At 44.1% G+C, this 17,860-nt stretch carries 16 protein-coding genes; 4 read left to right on the top strand and 12 right to left on the bottom strand.

Translation table 11 applies throughout. The features are described 5' to 3' along the window. The first annotated feature begins 35 nt into the window (after window positions 1-35). Window positions 36-2,006 (top strand): diguanylate cyclase, encoded by a 1,971-nt coding sequence (locus CW749_RS21765; protein WP_101114502.1) that lies wholly within the window; start codon window positions 36-38, stop codon window positions 2,004-2,006. On the opposite strand, the gene queC is transcribed toward CW749_RS21765, so the two are convergent. The 10 genes from queC to CW749_RS21715 all read right to left on the bottom strand — a co-directional run bounded on the left by queC (window position 1,960) and on the right by CW749_RS21715 (window position 12,364). After that, window positions 1,960-2,661: a 7-cyano-7-deazaguanine synthase QueC gene (gene queC, locus CW749_RS21760; protein ID WP_101114501.1), complete on the bottom strand. Its 702-nt coding sequence runs from the start codon at window positions 2,659-2,661 to the stop codon at window positions 1,960-1,962. The two genes, CW749_RS21765 and queC, sit on opposite strands and share 47 nt — an antisense overlap. 9 nt (window positions 2,662-2,670) lie before the next feature. Then, a complete protein-coding gene (gene queE, locus CW749_RS21755) occupies window positions 2,671-3,321 on the bottom strand; it encodes a 7-carboxy-7-deazaguanine synthase QueE (protein WP_101114500.1) in 651 nt (216 codons plus the stop codon). Between the two features lie 197 nt (window positions 3,322-3,518). Then, the gene (locus CW749_RS21750) at window positions 3,519-4,988 is read right to left on the bottom strand and encodes an NUDIX domain-containing protein (protein ID WP_101114499.1); all 1,470 of its coding nucleotides are present in this window, start codon (window positions 4,986-4,988) and stop codon (window positions 3,519-3,521) included. 17 nt (window positions 4,989-5,005) lie between these two features. Further along, a complete protein-coding gene (locus tag CW749_RS21745) occupies window positions 5,006-5,491 on the bottom strand; it encodes a GNAT family N-acetyltransferase (protein ID WP_101114498.1) in 486 nt (161 codons plus the stop codon). 170 nt (window positions 5,492-5,661) lie between these two features. Next, window positions 5,662-7,545 carry a propionyl-CoA synthetase gene (locus CW749_RS21740; protein ID WP_101114497.1) on the bottom strand — a complete coding sequence of 628 codons (1,884 nt, stop codon included), beginning with the start codon at window positions 7,543-7,545 and terminating at the stop codon, window positions 5,662-5,664. Window positions 7,546-7,595: 50 nt separating this feature from the next. Then, window positions 7,596-9,047: a bifunctional 2-methylcitrate dehydratase/aconitate hydratase gene (locus CW749_RS21735; RefSeq protein ID WP_101114496.1), complete on the bottom strand. Its 1,452-nt coding sequence runs from the start codon at window positions 9,045-9,047 to the stop codon at window positions 7,596-7,598. Between the two features lie 17 nt (window positions 9,048-9,064). Further along, window positions 9,065-10,195: a 2-methylcitrate synthase gene (gene prpC, locus CW749_RS21730; RefSeq protein ID WP_101114495.1), complete on the bottom strand. Its 1,131-nt coding sequence runs from the start codon at window positions 10,193-10,195 to the stop codon at window positions 9,065-9,067. A 92-nt stretch (window positions 10,196-10,287) separates the two neighbouring features. After that, a complete protein-coding gene (prpB, locus tag CW749_RS21725; RefSeq protein ID WP_101114494.1) occupies window positions 10,288-11,193 on the bottom strand; it encodes a methylisocitrate lyase in 906 nt (301 codons plus the stop codon). Continuing rightward, window positions 11,190-11,870 (bottom strand): GntR family transcriptional regulator, encoded by a 681-nt coding sequence (locus tag CW749_RS21720; protein WP_101114493.1) that lies wholly within the window; start codon window positions 11,868-11,870, stop codon window positions 11,190-11,192. The genes prpB and CW749_RS21720 overlap by 4 nt, the downstream gene beginning before the upstream one ends. A 221-nt stretch (window positions 11,871-12,091) precedes the next feature. Next, window positions 12,092-12,364, bottom strand: a complete 273-nt coding sequence (locus CW749_RS21715) for a hypothetical protein (RefSeq protein WP_145997870.1) — start codon at window positions 12,362-12,364, stop codon at window positions 12,092-12,094. A gap of 267 nt (window positions 12,365-12,631) precedes the next feature. On the opposite strand from CW749_RS21715, the gene CW749_RS21710 reads away from it, so the two are divergent. The 3 genes from CW749_RS21710 to CW749_RS21700 all read left to right on the top strand — a co-directional run bounded on the left by CW749_RS21710 (window position 12,632) and on the right by CW749_RS21700 (window position 15,828). Then, window positions 12,632-13,603 (top strand): tripartite tricarboxylate transporter substrate binding protein, encoded by a 972-nt coding sequence (locus CW749_RS21710; protein WP_101114491.1) that lies wholly within the window; start codon window positions 12,632-12,634, stop codon window positions 13,601-13,603. Window positions 13,604-13,809: 206 nt separating this feature from the next. After that, window positions 13,810-14,289 (top strand): tripartite tricarboxylate transporter TctB family protein, encoded by a 480-nt coding sequence (locus CW749_RS21705; protein ID WP_101114490.1) that lies wholly within the window; start codon window positions 13,810-13,812, stop codon window positions 14,287-14,289. Window positions 14,290-14,298: 9 nt separating this feature from the next. Further along, window positions 14,299-15,828, top strand: coding sequence for a tripartite tricarboxylate transporter permease (locus CW749_RS21700; RefSeq protein WP_101114489.1), 1,530 nt, complete (start codon window positions 14,299-14,301; stop codon window positions 15,826-15,828). 98 nt (window positions 15,829-15,926) lie between these two features. Here the strand turns inward: CW749_RS21700 and CW749_RS21695 are convergent, their stop codons facing one another. Further along, complete coding sequence (locus tag CW749_RS21695) at window positions 15,927-16,871, bottom strand: hypothetical protein (protein ID WP_101114488.1); 945 nt, start codon at window positions 16,869-16,871, stop codon at window positions 15,927-15,929. Beyond that, window positions 16,871-17,374, bottom strand: coding sequence for a hypothetical protein (locus tag CW749_RS21690; protein WP_101114487.1), 504 nt, complete (start codon window positions 17,372-17,374; stop codon window positions 16,871-16,873). Before CW749_RS21690 ends, CW749_RS21695 begins: the two co-directional genes overlap by 1 nt. Between the last annotated feature and the right edge of the window lie 486 nt (window positions 17,375-17,860).

Here is a 17,860-nt window from a genome sequence, read left to right as displayed (position 1 = left end):
TAACTCCCTTATCCAATATTCACCTGGGAGCATAAGTGAGAAAGAGTAATCTACTCGCTATTATTATCACCGCATTTGTCACTTTTACTGCTTCGGCGTTTGATCGCGAGAGCTGGAATGAGCTGTATGCTAATCAATTAAAAAGCAATGAACATGCAGCGTTAATGATGCTTCAAGAACGTCATATCATACTTCCTGACAATGCTGAAAAACTCTATATCTCGACGCAAATCTTCCGATTTTATTCCATTCGCAAGCAGCCTTATTACAGCCAATTACCAGATGTCCCAACCAGTTTCGACAAATTTCAACATACGCTAATTGAAGCTCTTAACGACGAAGCAAGTGGTAACAATCAAGCTTCTTATGCAAAACTTAAGAACTTAATAAACCAAACAAAAGTCACTCACGACTATCAAAGCAGAACATTAATTGAATATCAGTTGTGCTTACTGCTTAGTCGAATGGGTGAACACCACAGTGCGAAGTTTTATTGCGCATCAGTCGTCAGCCACTTAGAGCAAATGGAAGACCCATTCATACCGCTAAGGGTCGCTTATCGTCTACTTGCTAATAACTATTCATACCTTGGAGACTACAAAACGGCGTTAGTTAAGTACTTCGAAATCATTTCAAACTCCAAGCCTTACCATGATAATTCTGGTAATTACAACGATATAGGTAATCTTCTTGTTGATATGGGGAGATACGAAGAAGCCGAAACTTACCTTTTAAAATCTCTAGAATTGCGAAGTGAGCCAAACACCTTACCGCTAGCGAAAGCTCAAATAATGCACAACCTTGGCAATTTCTATCTCACTACAGATCAATTTGATAAATCGCAGCAGTTTTTTCAAAAGTCGTTAGAAATATTGAAGGAACTCGATCACCAGTACGGAATCGCCCTTTCCTACATAAGCTTAGGAAAACTCAATACAAAACTGGGTCATCATGATTTAAGTAATGCTTACCTTCATCAAGCAATGGATATGGCCGCCGAGCAAAACAACCGTGAAATGAAGATAAAAATAGCGTTAAGCCTCAGCGAAGAGTATCTAGCCAGAAAGGTTTATAACGTAGCCATTGAATATGCTGAAACTGCGGTAAGAATTGCTCAAAATGACGAATTACCCTTGTTTGAAGCTTCAGCGCACTCGTTACTATCACAAATACATGAACAGACAAGCGATTTCGAGAAAGCATTAGAGCACTATAAGCAGTTTCATACACTCGAAATCAATAAGCGTGATATCGAAAATCAAAACGCTTTTGAAGCCTTAGATTTGAGTAAAAGCAAATTAGAAGAGGAACTTCAAAATTCGAAGTTGGTTTTGAAAAATACCGAACAAAAACACCAGCTCGATAACCTAACACAACGCGATATGATGAACAGAATGTTTATGGTTGTCCTGTTTTTTATTATTGGAGGCATCTTGTATGCCAATAAAAAGACAAGACAAACCGCCGAAAAAGATTCGCTTACACAAACATTCAATCGATTAACTATTTTGGATAAAATCCGTAGGCATCCACAATCCTCTTCTGGTAGCCACAAACACGTATTAGTCCTCTTTGATTTGGATAATTTTAAGGACATCAATGACAGCTATGGACACCCAACTGGTGATATTGCGCTGAAGCACGTTGCTAAAACAATTAAGGAACAGCTCGAAGAAAAGGACTGTGTAGGAAGAATTGGGGGAGAGGAATTCTTAGTCTTACTGAGCGATGTGCCGGAAGAACAAATTTGGCACCGCGTAGAAAAAATGCGAGAGACGATTGAAATCAGTCACTTTATGTCGGAAGACCATCAATCACTGAATTTAACAGCGAGCTTTTCTTATCTTGCGACATCAGAAAAGCTCAGTGATTTTGATATTTTGTATTCGATACTCGATCAAGCGTTATATCAGGCTAAAACAAATGGCAGAAACTGTATTGTCGATGCGTATACCGACCCTATTGACAACGTTCCTCACCCTGCTTCGAAACCAATGACTGCATAACTGATTCTTGATTATCTAAATACTCGTTAAGCCCTGCCGAGCGCAGGTCACAAGAAGGACAATCACCGCAACCATCGCCAATGATCCCGTTGTAACACGTCAGCGTTTGAGAACGTACCAATTCCAGTGCTTTATATTGATCGGCCATTGCCCACGTTTCTGCCTTACTCAGCCACATCAACGGAGTTTTAATGTCTAGAGTTTTGTCCATGCCGGAAACAAGTGCTTTGTTCATTGCTTTTACAAACTCATCGCGGCAATCAGGGTAACCAGAAAAATCGGTTTCACACACGCCTGTAATGACAGTCTCTGCGCCAATTTGATAAGCGTAAATTCCAGCTAGAGTCAGGAAAAGGATGTTTCTACCGGGAACAAACGAATTAGGTAATCCATTGTCTTGCAGTTCATGTGAGACAGGAATGTCATCACGCGTTAACGAACTGATTGCTAGCTCGTTCAGTAAGCCGACATCCATCACTTTATGAGCGGCAATATTGAGATCACTGGCTAGTTTTTCAGCCACTTCAATTTCAAGCTTATGACGCTGACCATAATCAAACGTAATCGCGTGTACTTCATCAAATTCTTCTATCGCTTGAACAAGACAAGTTGTGGAGTCTTGGCCACCACTAAAAACGACAACGGCTTTTTTCATATTACGGCCCTATGCGATGTTTAAGTACTTATGAGTTTGAACAGAGAGACGCCAATTTCGTTCAATACAGGTATCGATACACAGTTTGGTTGCTCTTGGCTTCTGGCTTATTGGCTGAAGGGCTATCGTCGTCTTCTCAGACACGTTAGCGCTGGCGATCAGTTCATCTAGCTGGTCTATGTCTTTTTGCGTTCCAACCGGGTGCTTTATTTCGTCGGCTCGTTCCAATGCGGACTTGAGAACAGGTAGCTTTCCTTTCATCGCAATTTTGGGGGAAACCGTTACCCAAGTAGAATCCGTTGCTTTTACTTCAAAAGTTCCGCTGGTTTCAATCTGACATTGGCAACCAATTTTCTCGAAAGCTTCTGTTAAGTTCACCAAGTCGTATACGCACGGTTCGCCACCCGTTATCACGATATTCTTAGCGCTAAATCCGTGTAATTTGTACTGCTCGACAATTTGCTCAGCGGAAACGAAACACCATGTAGGAGAATCTTCTGTTTTCACCATGATATCGCCAATTGGCGCCAAATCTTTTTCTTCGGCTTCCCATGTTTGTTTTGTATCACACCAAGCACACCCTACAGGACATTCTTGCAAACGAACAAACACCGAAGGCACTCCTGTAAAAGTACCTTCACCTTGGATGGTTTCAAACATTTCGTTGATTTTGTACTGGCTACTCAAAACGTGAACACTTCTTAATCCGGATTCTTAATAGGGTTTACTGCTGGACAAATACCGCCTAGCGAACAGCAAACTGCCGGATTATACGCACTTCTGTAGAACATACCAGTGTTTGTAAAAGGCACAAAAAATAGGACCTCGAAAGATCCTATCCTAATGCCATGAATGACCTACATTCTTTGGTCTTTGCCCGTACGAAGCTGTGTGATTGCAAATATCAATACAAGGATTGGGTATCTAAGCGCTTCTAGAGCCAACGCAATGATAGAGCTGTAATTCAAAATCCCCTGCACGACCCCAAACAATAAATTGGTCAGCACTAACAGGGCTAATACACTCACAATGTGTTTTACACTGCGATGACGAGATTCTACTTTCGGTTTTAAGAAAGTGAAAACTGCCGCTATAGCAATCGAAGTGGCAAACCAGTTCGCAAAGTCTGGTCTTGGCCACAATGTCGCCAACCCTGCGATAATTACAACCACAACCCACCAAACAGAGGCACTGCTTAGTATTTGCCCCGTATGCACCTCGTCTTTTTTATCTAGGCGATTAAAATGCCAAACGGCCATTGCCCCTAGTAAAATACCGACCAAAACGTCTGAGAAGTATTGCGCTCCAAGATAAACACTGGACACACCATGGAACAGCACAATAGTGATAATCGATGGCAAGTAACGTCGCACGACTTCAATTGGGTATTCACGAGTAGCATGCAAATAAAACAGACCTAACACCGTCACCATGAGTGCGCTCGTCATGCTCGGCATTCCAAACCCAAACGTGTCGCCAAGCATCAATTCCGGCATAAAGGCGTGAGGACGAGCAAACCCTACTCCAACTTGTGCAACCAACGCCAAAATCGCGACACTGACCACAGCGAAGAGTAATTCCGCACCAAAGTAACGTCCAAACACCATGAATGCCGTTGGTATCAATAAAATCAGCATCCAAGGACTTGCTAGCGTGTCTCCAACATAGAGAAAAGCATGGATATACGGAACCAATGCTGGTGGAGCACTTAAAACGCCATCTTGAAGCGCTTTGATGTATTTAATTTCCGCTTGGTGAATCGGAGGTGCCGCTTCGACGATATCATCGATATACGCCACTTTTTGTCTTGTCGCTTTTCCGGAGTAGTATTGCAAAGCTTCTATTTGAGACGGGTATCGGTACGTCGCCTTATTTACTTCACCCACTTTCGCAAGCACCACTTGTTTGGTTTCAATACCATAATGGGGTGCAAACCAAGCCGGAACGATGTGATGACCAGCTTCATCAGTGTGGTTGAACGCGACGATGGGAGAATCTGATACGCAATCGTATAACGCCGCATTGCCTAAAACGCCTAACTTCCCAAGAGCAGTAACAACCAAACCCGACTCTTCCCAAGCCTCTCGCTCAGCCGCTTTCGCGGGATCTTCCCCTTCTTCGACATGACCACCTGGGATTGAAATCTGCCCAGTGATGGCCTCTCGCACCATGACAATGCGCCCATCATGGCTTGCTATCAAACATAGTGCGCCTTTGTATTTCTGGGGAGAATCCGTGCTAGCAGAGGCAGTCGCAGATACGGACAAACTGGTAAAAGAGATGAATACTAGAAAAATGAAACATGAAAACAGACGACGAAATGTCACAATGTGTATCCCTAAAATTAAGAATCGATTAGAGGCTTTCGCATCCAATGGATATGATGCTCTAATCCCAAGTTGCTATAAAAGTTTAAGGCAGCTTCATTAAACTGCCACACTTCTACAAACATTTGTTTCACTCCACAGTCTTTAAAAGAGCGCTCCAAGCGTAAGAACAGTAGCCTCGCGATGCCTTGTTTACGAAAATCTGGTTCAACATACATTTCATCAATGCTGCCCATTTGCACAGGTTTCATTATGGAAGATTGTAATTCGCAGAAGTGACCCGAGATAAAGCCAACAGCTCCATGTTCTGGATGCACGGCGACATAAACAAAACATTCTGGGTTATCGAGATAACGAGCAATACTTTTTTCTTGCTCAACATCTTCAGCCGTTTTAAACAGCTCCGGGGTGACTTTGTGATGAAAATCGTGAAGTTCATACATAAAATCGTTGAGTGCTTCCAAATCGGATGTTTGGGCAGCACGAATCTTAATGAGGCTCATAAGTCTATGGGAATAAAAGCTTATGCGCTAAGTATATACTCAATCTACTTCAATGTGCAGAGTTCAGAACCCTATCTGCTACCTCAATTCAGAGAGAAGAATAACTAAAGACAAACAGCATCGGCTGTGACGAAAAAGCGCACCCAATGGATGCGCTCAAATAGTAACCGTTATTTGGGTCGATTAAGTACGTCTTCCAATTCATTTAAGCTGGTGGGATCGTCTATTGTCGATGGCACGGTGTATTGTTCTCCATCTGCAATCTGGCGAATGACTCGTCGAAGGATTTTCCCTGACCTCGTTTTTGGCAAACGGTCTACAACTAAGGCGTGCTTGAAGCAAGCTACGGCACCAATTTCATCCCTTACTTTACCAACCAGCTCTTCTTCAATGTTATCGTCGGCTATCGACACCCCATCTTTAAGAACCACAAAACCAAGCGGTGTTTGACCTTTAAGATCATCGTGTATCCCTACTACAGCGCATTCAGCAACGGCAGGATGACCACCAACAATTTCTTCCATCTCCCCTGTTGATAAACGATGCCCTGCAACATTAATGACATCATCTACTCGACCCATAATGAACAAGTAACCATCTTCATCCAAATATCCGCCATCCCCTGAAACGTAGTACTCAGGAAATTGAGACAAATAACCTGACTCAAATCGGTCGTGATTACGCCATATTGTAGGCAAACAACTTGGTGGGAGTGGGCGTTTTATTGCGACATAACCTTGTTGCCCCGATGCCTTAGCATGACCAAAATCATCAAGAATGGCGACTTCAAAGCCTGGCATGGGTTTTGTTGCGCTGCCGTGTTTAACCGGTAACGCTTCCACCCCTAATGGGTTTCCTGCAATCGCCCAACCCGTTTCCGTTTGCCACCAATGGTCAATCACAGGTTTTCGAGTGCAGGTTTCCACCCACTCTTGAGTTGGAGGATCCAACCTTTCCCCTGCCATAAATATACTGTTTAAATTGGATAGGTCATATTTCCCTATCTGTTTACCTTCTGCGTCTTCCTTTTTAATCGCTCGGAACGCCGTGGGGGCAGAAAAAAGTACATTCACATTGTACTCTTCGCAGACTCTCCAAAATGCGCCAGGATCGGGGGTTTTTATAGGTTTGCCTTCAAACAGTACGGTTGTACAACCATGAATTAAGGGAGCGTATACAATATAAGAATGCCCCACTACCCACCCCACATCTGATGCCGCCCAAAAAACTCCATTTTGCGGAAGGTTATATAAACAAGACATGGAATATTTCATCGCAACCGCGTGCCCACCGTTGTCACGCACAACGCCTTTGGGTTTTCCAGTTGTTCCCGATGTATAAAGAATATAAAGCGGGTCTGTCGATTTTACGGGCACGCAGTCGGCGATAGGTGCTGAGCTTTGCGCGGATTGCCATTCAATATCACGCGGTTGGTTCAACGCAGCAACACACTCAGGGCGCTGAAAAACAATCACAGAGGAAGGTTTCCAGCGGCTATCCATAACGGCTTGGTCGACGATGGGTTTATATGGCAGTATTTTGTTAACTTCAATACCACAGGATGCTGTCATCACCACTTTTGGTTCCGCATCCTCAATCCGCACCGCAAGCTCGTTTGGCGCAAAGCCACCAAAAACTACAGAGTGAATTGCCCCTATTCTGGCGCAAGCTAACATCGCCATAACGGCTTTGGGGATCATGGGCATGTAGATAACGACTCGATCGCCCTTACCGACCCCTTGCACCACAAGCATACCCGCAATTTTAGCCACTTCTTTTTGCAGCTGAGCGTAAGTGTAACTGCGCTTTACTCCAGTAACCGGTGAATCATAGATCAACGCGGTTTTGTCACCATTACCTTGTTCAATGTGGTAGTCCAGCGCAAGCCAACAAGTATTCAAAACTCCGTCGGCGAACCAACGGTCGATGCCATTTTCGTCTTTGCTTAAAATCGTTTGAGGGAACTGAAACCAATCTAGGTTTTGGGCTTGTTTTTTCCAAAACGCTTCGGGTTCATTGCAAGAAAACTGATACTCTTTTTCGTAGGTAGACATCCGTTCTTCCTCCGATATAAAAACGGAGCCGATCATGGCTCCATTTTCAGTTAATTGATAGTAAACAAACTCATGAACTCGTGAACAGGTGTGCGTTCAAGTGCTTGTTGGTCTTTACATAAATCAAAGATTTGCTGAGAACGCATCACAGGGAAACGGGTTTGCAGATTTCGAAGGAATTTTTGCTCCAGCACAGGAATGCCTTCTTCACGGCGACGGCGGTGACCAATCGGATATTCAATTTCGATCTTGTCAGTCGCCGAACCATCATCGAAAAAGACTTGGATCGCATTGGCAATTGAACGCTTATCCGATTCCAAATACTCTCGGCTATACCGCGAGTCTTCAATAATCATCATTTTCTCTCTCAGTGCATCGATGCGCGGATCGCCATTGTGGAAACCATCTTCATAATGCTCTGCCACCAAATCTCCATAGATTAATGGAACGGCAATCATGTACTGTAGGCAATGATCCCTATCCGCAGGATTCGCCAACTTACCGGATTTGGAAATAATACGAATCGCAGATTCATGAGTCGCCACTTCAATTCTGATGATCTGGTCGATTCTATCTTTAACTTCATTGTGAAGCGCCACTGCGCATTCCACAGCGGTTTGTGAATGGAACTCTGCTGGGAAAGATATCTTAAATAAGACATTTTCCATCACGTAGCTTTCAAATGGCTGATTCACACTAAATTGTTCTCCATTGAAAAGTACATCGTAGTATCCCCACTTAGGAGCCGTTAACACAGACGGCAAGCCCATTTCACCTTTCATCGTGATCATCGCAAGTCGAACCGCACGTGAAGTCGCATCCCCAGCCGCCCACGATTTTCGTGAACCTGCATTAGGGGCATGCCGATACGTTCTTAGCGCGCAACCATCGACCCAAGCTTGGGAGACAGCATCTATAATTTGCTCTTTGTTGCCTCCTAGCATTTTGGTGACAACCGCAGTCGATGCAACGCGTACCAAAAGAACATGATCCAACCCAACCCGGTTGTAAGAATTTTCAAGCGCTAACACACCCTGAATCTCGTGAGCTTTGATCATGGCTGTCAGAACATCTTTCATAGTGAGAGGCGCTTTCCCCTCAGCAACAGCAACTTGGCTTAGGTAATCGGCCGTAGCCAAGATACCACCTAGATTGTCTGACGGGTGCCCCCACTCCGCTGCCAACCATGTGTCATTAAAGTCCAACCAACGAATCACACAACCAATGTTAAAAGCAGCAGTGATTGGATCTAACTCATGGCTAGTACCCGGAACTCGCGCACCATGCCTGACGGTTGTTCCCGGGACGATTGGTCCAAGATGTTTCGTACACTCTGGGAATCTAAGCGCCAGTAACCCACAACCTAGCGTATCCATTAAACAATTTCGGGCTGTGTTGTACGCTTCTTCAGACTGAATATTGGTATTGCTAACGTATTCCGCTATTTGGACAAGCAGGTCGTCAGGTGCTGGGCGTTCATTTACTTCTACATTTTGTGTCATTTCTTGTTCCTTAAATTCTATAGACGTTTGTCGATTGGCAGCCAGTCTTGGTGTTCTGGACCTGTGTAATCGGCACTGGGTCGGATGATTCGATTGTTTTCTCTTTGCTCAAAAATATGAGCACACCAGCCAGTTAAGCGACTCATCACAAAAATAGGCGTAAATAATTTGGTGGGAATGTTCATAAAGTGGTACGCCGAAGCGTGGAAGAAATCCGCGTTACAAAACAAATCTTTCTCACGCTTCATGACCGATTCGACTCGCTCGCTTACGGCATAAAGGTGGGTATCGCCAACCGAATCAGATAGCGTTTTTGACCATGCTTTTATCAGTGCATTTCGAGGGTCACTTTCACGATAGATAGCATGACCAAAACCCATGATCTTTTCTTTACGCTCTAACATGCCTAGCGTCTCGCGTTCCGCTTCTTCTACTGATGTCCAATTCTCAATCATCGCCATCGCCGCTTCATTTGCACCGCCATGCAATGGGCCACGCAATGTTCCAATTGCGCCAGTCACGCAGGAATGAATATCAGAAAGTGTGGAGGCACATACGCGAGCGGTGAATGTAGAGGCATTAAATTCATGCTCCGCGTATAAGATCAGAGAACAGTGCATCACCTTTTTATGGAGTTCAGAAACGGGTTCGTCCGATAACATTTTTAGGAAGTAGCCACCAATGCTGTCTTCACCCTCATCATCCGTATCAATCCGAACGCCATCGTGCGAGAAGCGATACCAATAGCAAATAATCGCAGGAAACAAAGCCAACATTCGTTCTGTAGCAGCAAGTTGACCCTCAAAGGACTCTTCTGTTTCTAAGTTCCCAAGAACTGAACAACCTGTTCTCATTACGTCCATTGGGTGCGCCGTTGAAGGTAGCAATTCCAGAGCTTCTTTTAACGGTTCCGGCAACCCTCTTAAACGCTTTAAGGTTAACTTATATTCATCTAACTCTCGTTGGTTTGGCAGTTTTCCCCGCAGCAGCAAATAAGCGACTTCTTCAAACTCAGCATGATTCGCTAAATCCGTAATGTCGTACCCACGATAGGTCAGCCCCGTACCGCTTTTTCCTACGGTACATAGTGCTGTTGAACCTGCGCTTTGCCCACGCAGCCCTGCACCACCAAGTGGTTTATCTGTCATGACAGACTCCTTGTCATTATGCTTTTGCCTGTTCGTTATTTTTATGAGTTGAACAGTGCGCCAGCAGCTTCACGTTATTGGATTGTGTACGACTATGTTTTGTCGGCGAACAACTCGTCGAGTTTGTCCTCATAGTCGTGGTAATTTAGGTGTTGATATAACTCTTTTCGGGTTTGCATTTGGCCAATCAATGCTTCTTGATTGCCTTCATTTAATAGATGGGAATAAACCATTTCTGCCGCTTTATTCATGGCGCGAAAGGCGCTGAGAGGGTAAAGCACCATATCCACAGAATGCTCTGCAAGGTCTTCCCCCTTATAGAGTGGTGTTTGTCCAAATTCGGTTATATTGGCCAGTATTGGCACCTTGTAGCCAAAATGCTGCGTTAGTGCATCAGACAGCATTTGGTATTGATTCAGTTCGACAAAAGCTTCCGGGAACAGCATGTCAGCACCCGATTCCACATAAGCAATACAACGATCAATTGCACTGTCCATTCCTTCTACTGCCAACGCGTCCGTTCTCGCCATCAATACAAAATCACCGTCGCTTTTTGCATCCACAGCCGCTTTAATTCGGTCGGTCATTTCTTGCGTGGATACGATGGCTTTATTTGGTCGGTGACCACATCGTTTTTGAGCGACTTGGTCTTCCATATGCACCGCTGCTGCGCCGGCTTTCTCTATCGATTTAACGGTACGAGCTATATTAAATGCCCCGCCAAAACCGGTATCGATATCCACCAACAAAGGCAAATCGCAAGCGTTAGTGACTCGCTCCACATCCACCAGAACATCATTGAGTGTAGTGATACCCAGATCGGGTAAACCATAAGAAGCATTGGCAATGCCACCGCCAGACAAATAAATCGCCTGATGACCGGTATTTTTTGCCATCATGGCGCAATACGCATTGATGGTGCCGACAATTTGTAGTGGGTGATGATTTTCTACCGCTAAGCGAAACTTCTTCCCTGGTGAGACCTTACTTGCCGTCATGCGTCACTCTCCTGTTGAATTTGTAGTTCGATAAGCTGGCGGCTGCACGAGATGTGTCTTCTCATCAACATTTCCGCTAACTCTTCGTCTCGATTTTGAATGGCTTTGAGTATGAATTTATGTTCTTCCAGCGCTTGCTCGGGGCGAGAATGCGAGCGTGGAGACTGATATCGATACATTCGAAGTAGGTGGTACAACTCATCGCATAATAAGGTGACAAGCTTGCTGTTTCGGCTGGCTTTAATAATTCGGTAATGGAAGTCGAAATCACCGTGTTGGTGGAAGTAAGAAGAGCCCTCTACCTGTTCAATATGATCGGAATGTGTCGACAATAACTGACTCAAACCTTCTATTTCTTCATCGGTGATGTATCTCGCCGCTAACCTTGCTGCCATACCTTCTAAAGCTTCACGAACGGCATACAGTTCAGATAGGTGAGTTAACGATATTTCGATAACTCGGGCACCAACATGCGGGATCCGTTCAATCAGCCCAAGTCCTTCAAGGCGCATTATCGCTTCTCTTAACGGACCTCGGCTTACATTAAATCGTTTTGCTAACTCTGGCTCAGAGATTTTGCTTCCAGGAATGATGTGCCCTTCCACAATCGCTTCTACCAAGCTACTGGTGAGGTTTTCTGATTTTGTCGCTTCTTTCTCAGGTGTAACTACAGACATCGACTCGCTCTACATTGTCAACAATATTCAAGATTTGATCATAATTTAGCCACTAAAATCTAATAGATCAATAAAATTGTCGACAATTTAGACTAATGTCGAATGAGTAAATTCATTCAATTTGCGTATTTTTTGAGAAATGAGCAGAGAGATTCGTATGAAGAAGCGGAAGAACAACCACACTTTCGACGTGTGAACACGGCTAACAGGTACAGAAATGACTAGGTTCTATCTGTTGGTATTTCCATGACACCGGTGTGTCCTATGGAGATATATCCATTTACTTGTAGGAAACCAACGATCAATCCAAGCATCGCAGCACCGAATAGAACAATAAGTAGCCGCTTTTTCCTATATTTTGCAACAAGTGATACCAATATGAGAGCAAATACAAATGGAGCAATTTGCAAAAAGTATGGGCGAGCATTCAAACCAACTAACCACAACCCTGTAACAGCTGAAAGCCACGAAACAAGATAAAAAAGATTAAACAATTGCATCTCCCCATAAACTAATTTTGTTCATTTTATACATACAGTTACGCCTTACCCTTCTCGTTACTCCGACGATGCGATCAAGCTAACTTCATTTCGCCATGAACAATATGAACTTAATTCACTTTTTGTTTTTTATTCTTTTTAAGTCCTCTATCTGGGCTTTCACACCTCAGCACACTAAGTTAACAACTAGCACCAAATAGCAACATAAACATAACAAATGGGCTCATCTATGAATAAGCTCAACGACATAAGGAACGTGACATGATTAAGGTACTGAAACCCACATTAGCGGCTGCGGTAATTGCTGCTAGCTTTTCTTTCAGCGCATTTGCCGCTGACATGGAAAAGATTCACTTTTTAATCCCCGGCGGCGCTGGTGGCGGTTGGGATATGACCGCTCGTGGTACTGGTGATGCATTAGTTAAATCTGACATTGTCGACAAAGTTTCATTCCAAAACCTTTCTGGTGGCGGTGGTGGTAAAGCAATCGCACACCTCATCGAAACAGCAAAGCGCCAAGAAGACACACTCATGGTGAATTCAACGCCCATCGTTGTCCGTTCCCTAACGGGTATATTCCCTCAATCTTTCCGTGACTTAACACCAGTTGCAGCGACCATTGCTGATTACGGCGCAATCGTTACATCCGTCGATTCTAAGTACAACACATGGCAAGAAGTCGTAGAGGATTTCAAAGAAAACCCACGTAAAGTAAAAATTGCAGGTGGATCGGCTCGTGGCAGCATGGATCACCTTGTAGTAGCAGCGGCATTTAAAGGTGAAGGTTTCGACGCCAAAGCCGTGCGCTACATCGCTTACGATGCAGGAGGTAAAGCAATGGCTGCTTTACTTTCTGGTGAAACGCCGCTTCTTTCTACTGGTCTTGGTGAAGTGTTAGAGATGTCTAGAAGTGGTCAAGTAAAAATACTGGCAGTGACCGCACCTAAACGCCTTCCAGCTGCTCCTGAAATTCCGACACTCGTTGAAACAGGAAATAACACCGTATTCGCTAACTGGCGTGGCTTCTTCGCTGCACCTAATACCCCACAGGCAAAAATTGATGAATACAACAATGCGTTATCTAAGATGTACACCACTAAAGAGTGGGCAACGGTTAGAAACCGCAACGGTTGGATTGACAACTACAAGCCAGACCAAGATTTCTACAAGTTCCTTGAGGAACAAGAAGAAACAATGGGTGCACTAATGCGTGAGCTTGGTTTCCTTAAGTAAAAGTTTGACCAATTCTGTGTGTTTGATCTGCTCGACTCACTAGAATTGGTCTGCCCCTTTGCTGTGTACGCTGTAAAACGCCAAACTCCTTTGTTTATTTAGTTATTCCCTCAGTGAGGCTGCCTTAAACGGCATCTTCACAACTAAATTGATTAACTGAGCGTGCACGGCTTTTTTCCTTCCATTTAGAACAAAGGAATGAAGATATGTCTGTTAAGCCCACCAACTTATTTTGTCGTGACCGCGTGGGCGCGATGATATTTCTCGTCGTCTGCTTATGTTACGGCTATCAAACCACGCAAATCCCTCTATTCCCAGGGGATGAATACGAACCCTTTACTGCTCGAACACTCCCAACATTACTTACCGTCGTCGGCGTTATTCTTTCTTTGATGTTGCTTGTAACTGCTCGCCCTGATGAAGAAAACGGTTCGCTGCTGGGTTTCGACTGGAAATTGCTCATCGGCTTTTTGATATTAATGGCAATGTACGGCGTTGGGCTCACTTACGTTGGCTTTGTATTAGCAACGGGGTTGTTCTTAATGATCGGGTTCTACATGCTTGGAGAGCGTAAGAAATCTATCTTATTTGGCGCTTCTTTCCCGTTTGTTATCGCTTTCTATTTACTACTGACTCAGGGTTTAGATATCTATCTAGAACCCGGTGTTTTGTTCTCTATCTGGTAGGAGATTGACATGTTAGATGGAATATTAGCGGGTCTTTCTACCGCCGTAATGCCGATGAACATCATGATGGTGATCGTCGGTTGTTTTGTAGGAACCTTTATTGGCATGTTGCCGGGATTAGGTCCCATTTCTGCAATCGCATTGATGATCCCCATCAGCTATGGTTTAGACCCAGCTTCTGGTCTTATTCTTATGGCCGGTGTTTATTATGGTGCCGTTTTTGGTGGATCCACATCCTCTATTTTAATCAATGCTCCGGGCTGCTCTTCAACGGTTGTTACCGCATTTGATGGCTACCCAATGGCACAAAAAGGTCAGGCTGGAAAGGCTCTGGCACTCGCCGCTTACTCATCGTTTACTGGTGGTACGCTTTCAGCAATCATGCTTTTGGTTGCCGCTCCTGCTCTAGCAAGCGTGTCTTTGAGCTTTCAGTCTTCAGACTATTTCGCTCTAATGCTTCTTGGTTTGTCTGCGGTAGCTGCCTTTGCAGGTAAAGGCCAAGTTTTGAAAGCTTGGATGATGACGATTCTGGGCTTAATGCTATCTACAGTTGGTATCGACAAAGGTGTTGGTGTAGAACGCTTTACATTTGGTTTGACGGATCTCATGGACGGCTTTAGCTTCCTACTGCTTGCTATGGCGACGTTCGCCTTAGGTGAAACCTTAATGGGGATTTTGAAACCCCAACAAGATACCCGAGGCGATGAAAGCAACAAGCTCAATAACTTGGGTAGCATGAAGGTAACAAAAGAAGAAGTGAAAGAGGTCGCTCCTGTTTCTCTGCGTTCTTCTGTTCTGGGTTTCTTTACTGGCGTACTTCCGGGTGCGGGCGCAACAATCGCAGCATTCCTAAGTTATGGTATGGAACGTAACTTAGCACCAAAAGAGAAACGCGAAGAATTTGGTAAAGGCAGCATCCGAGGTTTGGTTGCACCTGAATCGGCGAATAATGCAGCATCTAGCGGCTCGTTTGTTCCCCTTCTTACTTTGGGTATTCCAGGCTCAGGAACCACCGCCATCATGCTTGGTGCCCTGATTGCTTACGGTATTCAGCCAGGTCCACGCCTGTTTGTGGATCATCCAGACGTATTCTGGTCGGTTATCATCTCCATGTACTTTGGTAACATTGTATTGGTTATCTTAAATCTACCGCTGATCCCATACATCTCGAAGCTACTTATGGTGCCTCGCACCGTACTTCTTCCAATGATTTTGTTCTTCTCAATCACTGGGGTTTACTTGGTATCGTTCAATACGATGGATGTGTTCATTATGTTGCTTGTCGCCATGGCAGCTATTGCGCTTAGGTTGGCTAACTTCCCCCTCGCCCCATTACTACTCGGATTCATTCTGGGCGGGCTGATGGAAGAAAATCTTCGCCGAGCCTTAATGATCAGCGACGGTGAACTGAGTTTTTTATGGGAAAGACCTATAACGGGAGTATTCGGTGCGCTGGCAGTCGCTGTCCTTCTAAGCCCTATTATTGCTAAGCTTTTTGGGTACTTAAAGCAACGCAATGCAGCAAACCCGACTCACTAAGATTAGATTTAGCGATCGAAAGTCATTCGACATAAACACAAACCCAAAGGCTTCTGGAAAACCAGAAGCCTTTTTATTTTTGAACGAGTTTAGTTAGGTTATTTAATTTTTCCGAAATCGACCTTCAAGTAACGAGTAAAATCGCTATGACGAACTTCACTGCCTAAAGAAGGAAACTCTGATCTTGTCCACCAAAAAGCTTCCATGCCCATATCGTAATCGAGAGCATTAGAGTGGAAACGAACGGTAACGGGCTTGTTGAAGTTTTTGTCGATTTCCCAGAAAACATATCCCGGTATCGCCGTATCTCCCCCCCATGCTGGTGGGAATGGCTCATCGGTGCGATAAATACGCCAATCAGCACCCGCGTAAAACCAGTTGTACCAATTTTTCTTCCATAGTGTGTACAGCTGCCATTTATTACCGGCATTACCACCACTACGAGTGATACCAGAATGCCCGTAGGAAACAGATTGCTGTGGCGGCGTAATAGAAATACTAGGGGCACCGGCAGAGCCTGAAACAGAGAACGATGGCCCAATAGGAACTGAGACACTGGTTGCTGCCGACACGGCTTCAGGTCCTGAACGTCTTAGGAAGAAAGCGTTATCTGGGTTGTAGCTCAATTCACACGCTCGCCCAGCTTCTGGAACCAAGCAGATTTCAAAATTTAGTTTATCAAGCAAGCGATAAGCTTTGGATTGAATACCGCCCGTTTGTTCGTGGTAAGGTTTTTGATTGTTGTTTCGGGTTAAACCTTGCCCTGCCCACTGGGTGGCTAAATACTTGTGACCAGAAGCATCGCGATACGCGACCACTTCGACTTTGGTATTGATGGTACGGCGGCCATTCACAGAGTAGATAATTTCTTCGCTATTCAAACAAGTACCGTCTTCTACCTGCCAACGTGTTTTCAGCACTGAACACAAATTAGACGGCGTAAAAAACTCAGCGTGTACTGGCGCAGAAGTAAACGTAGATGCTCCGACCATCCCAAGCATTGAAACAGTGATTAAAGAGCGAAGATTGATTGTCTTTGTCATTATTTATCTCCTCTGCTTGATTGGTCTTTAAAAAACGCGCTTAGCTGTTCTTGAATGATGTTATTAGACGTATTTGCAAAGCTTAAACTGTTAGAAGATTCTTCGTTTCTAAGTGTCATGCGCTTTGCAAAATTGCCATCGATAGGGAAAAGTACAACGACATCACCTTCCGATCCGATTCCGGTTAACTCTAAAGACAATTCTTCAACGTTGTTTTGTATAACAATGGGGAGATTTTTCTCTTTTGCCATTTTTATCAGAGGGCTAGATACCGCTTGGCTAGAGTCGACATGGTTACCATTGATCATAAGCAAGACGTTATCTGCATTAAAATCGACGGCTGAAAGACCTTCAACTACTGTGTATTCACTGCTTAGTAAATTCAGAAGTGCTGCGTCGCTCGAATTAACGTCACCAAGAGATAAACTGGTGTTTGCTGCGGATGCAAATCCACTCATGATGGCCAAGCAGGCACCTAGATATTTCACGTTTATATTTTTCATTATTTTTCCTTGTAGGGTTGGAAACTGACAACCCATACAGCGTTATTTATAGGGTCATCATTAACTCCTTTGTAACCTCAAGAAAGAACACTAAACAAGCAAAACACTCTGTATTTTATAAAATATTGGAATTGTATTATCAGATTCAGTAATTAGAAATTTTTGTTGATTGACACATAGCTACTTTTACCTTTAGAAATAAACGTTTATGTCATTTAGAACGTATGTGATATTGCTTCTAAATACAGTGAGACTGAAAGTGATATACGTAGTACGAGGCGAATAAAACGAAAAAGCCTCGTGATAATAACGAGGCTTCCTGATTCAAATAATATACCCAAGTGACCTCAAGGTGCAGGATTCAGAGCCTCATATTCTGCTTCAATTCAAGGAAAAGAACGCAGTGGAATGACGAGTCATTTTCAAGTTCTTAGACGATGAAGTGAGGCAGAATATGGGCTCCCAAGGGCGAGTTTAACTGGCTTT

Source organism: Vibrio sp. vnigr-6D03 (assembly GCF_002835515.1).
Taxonomy (GTDB): Bacteria; Pseudomonadota; Gammaproteobacteria; order Enterobacterales; family Vibrionaceae; genus Vibrio; species Vibrio penaeicida.
This window is presented reverse-complemented; position numbering and strand designations above follow the sequence as displayed.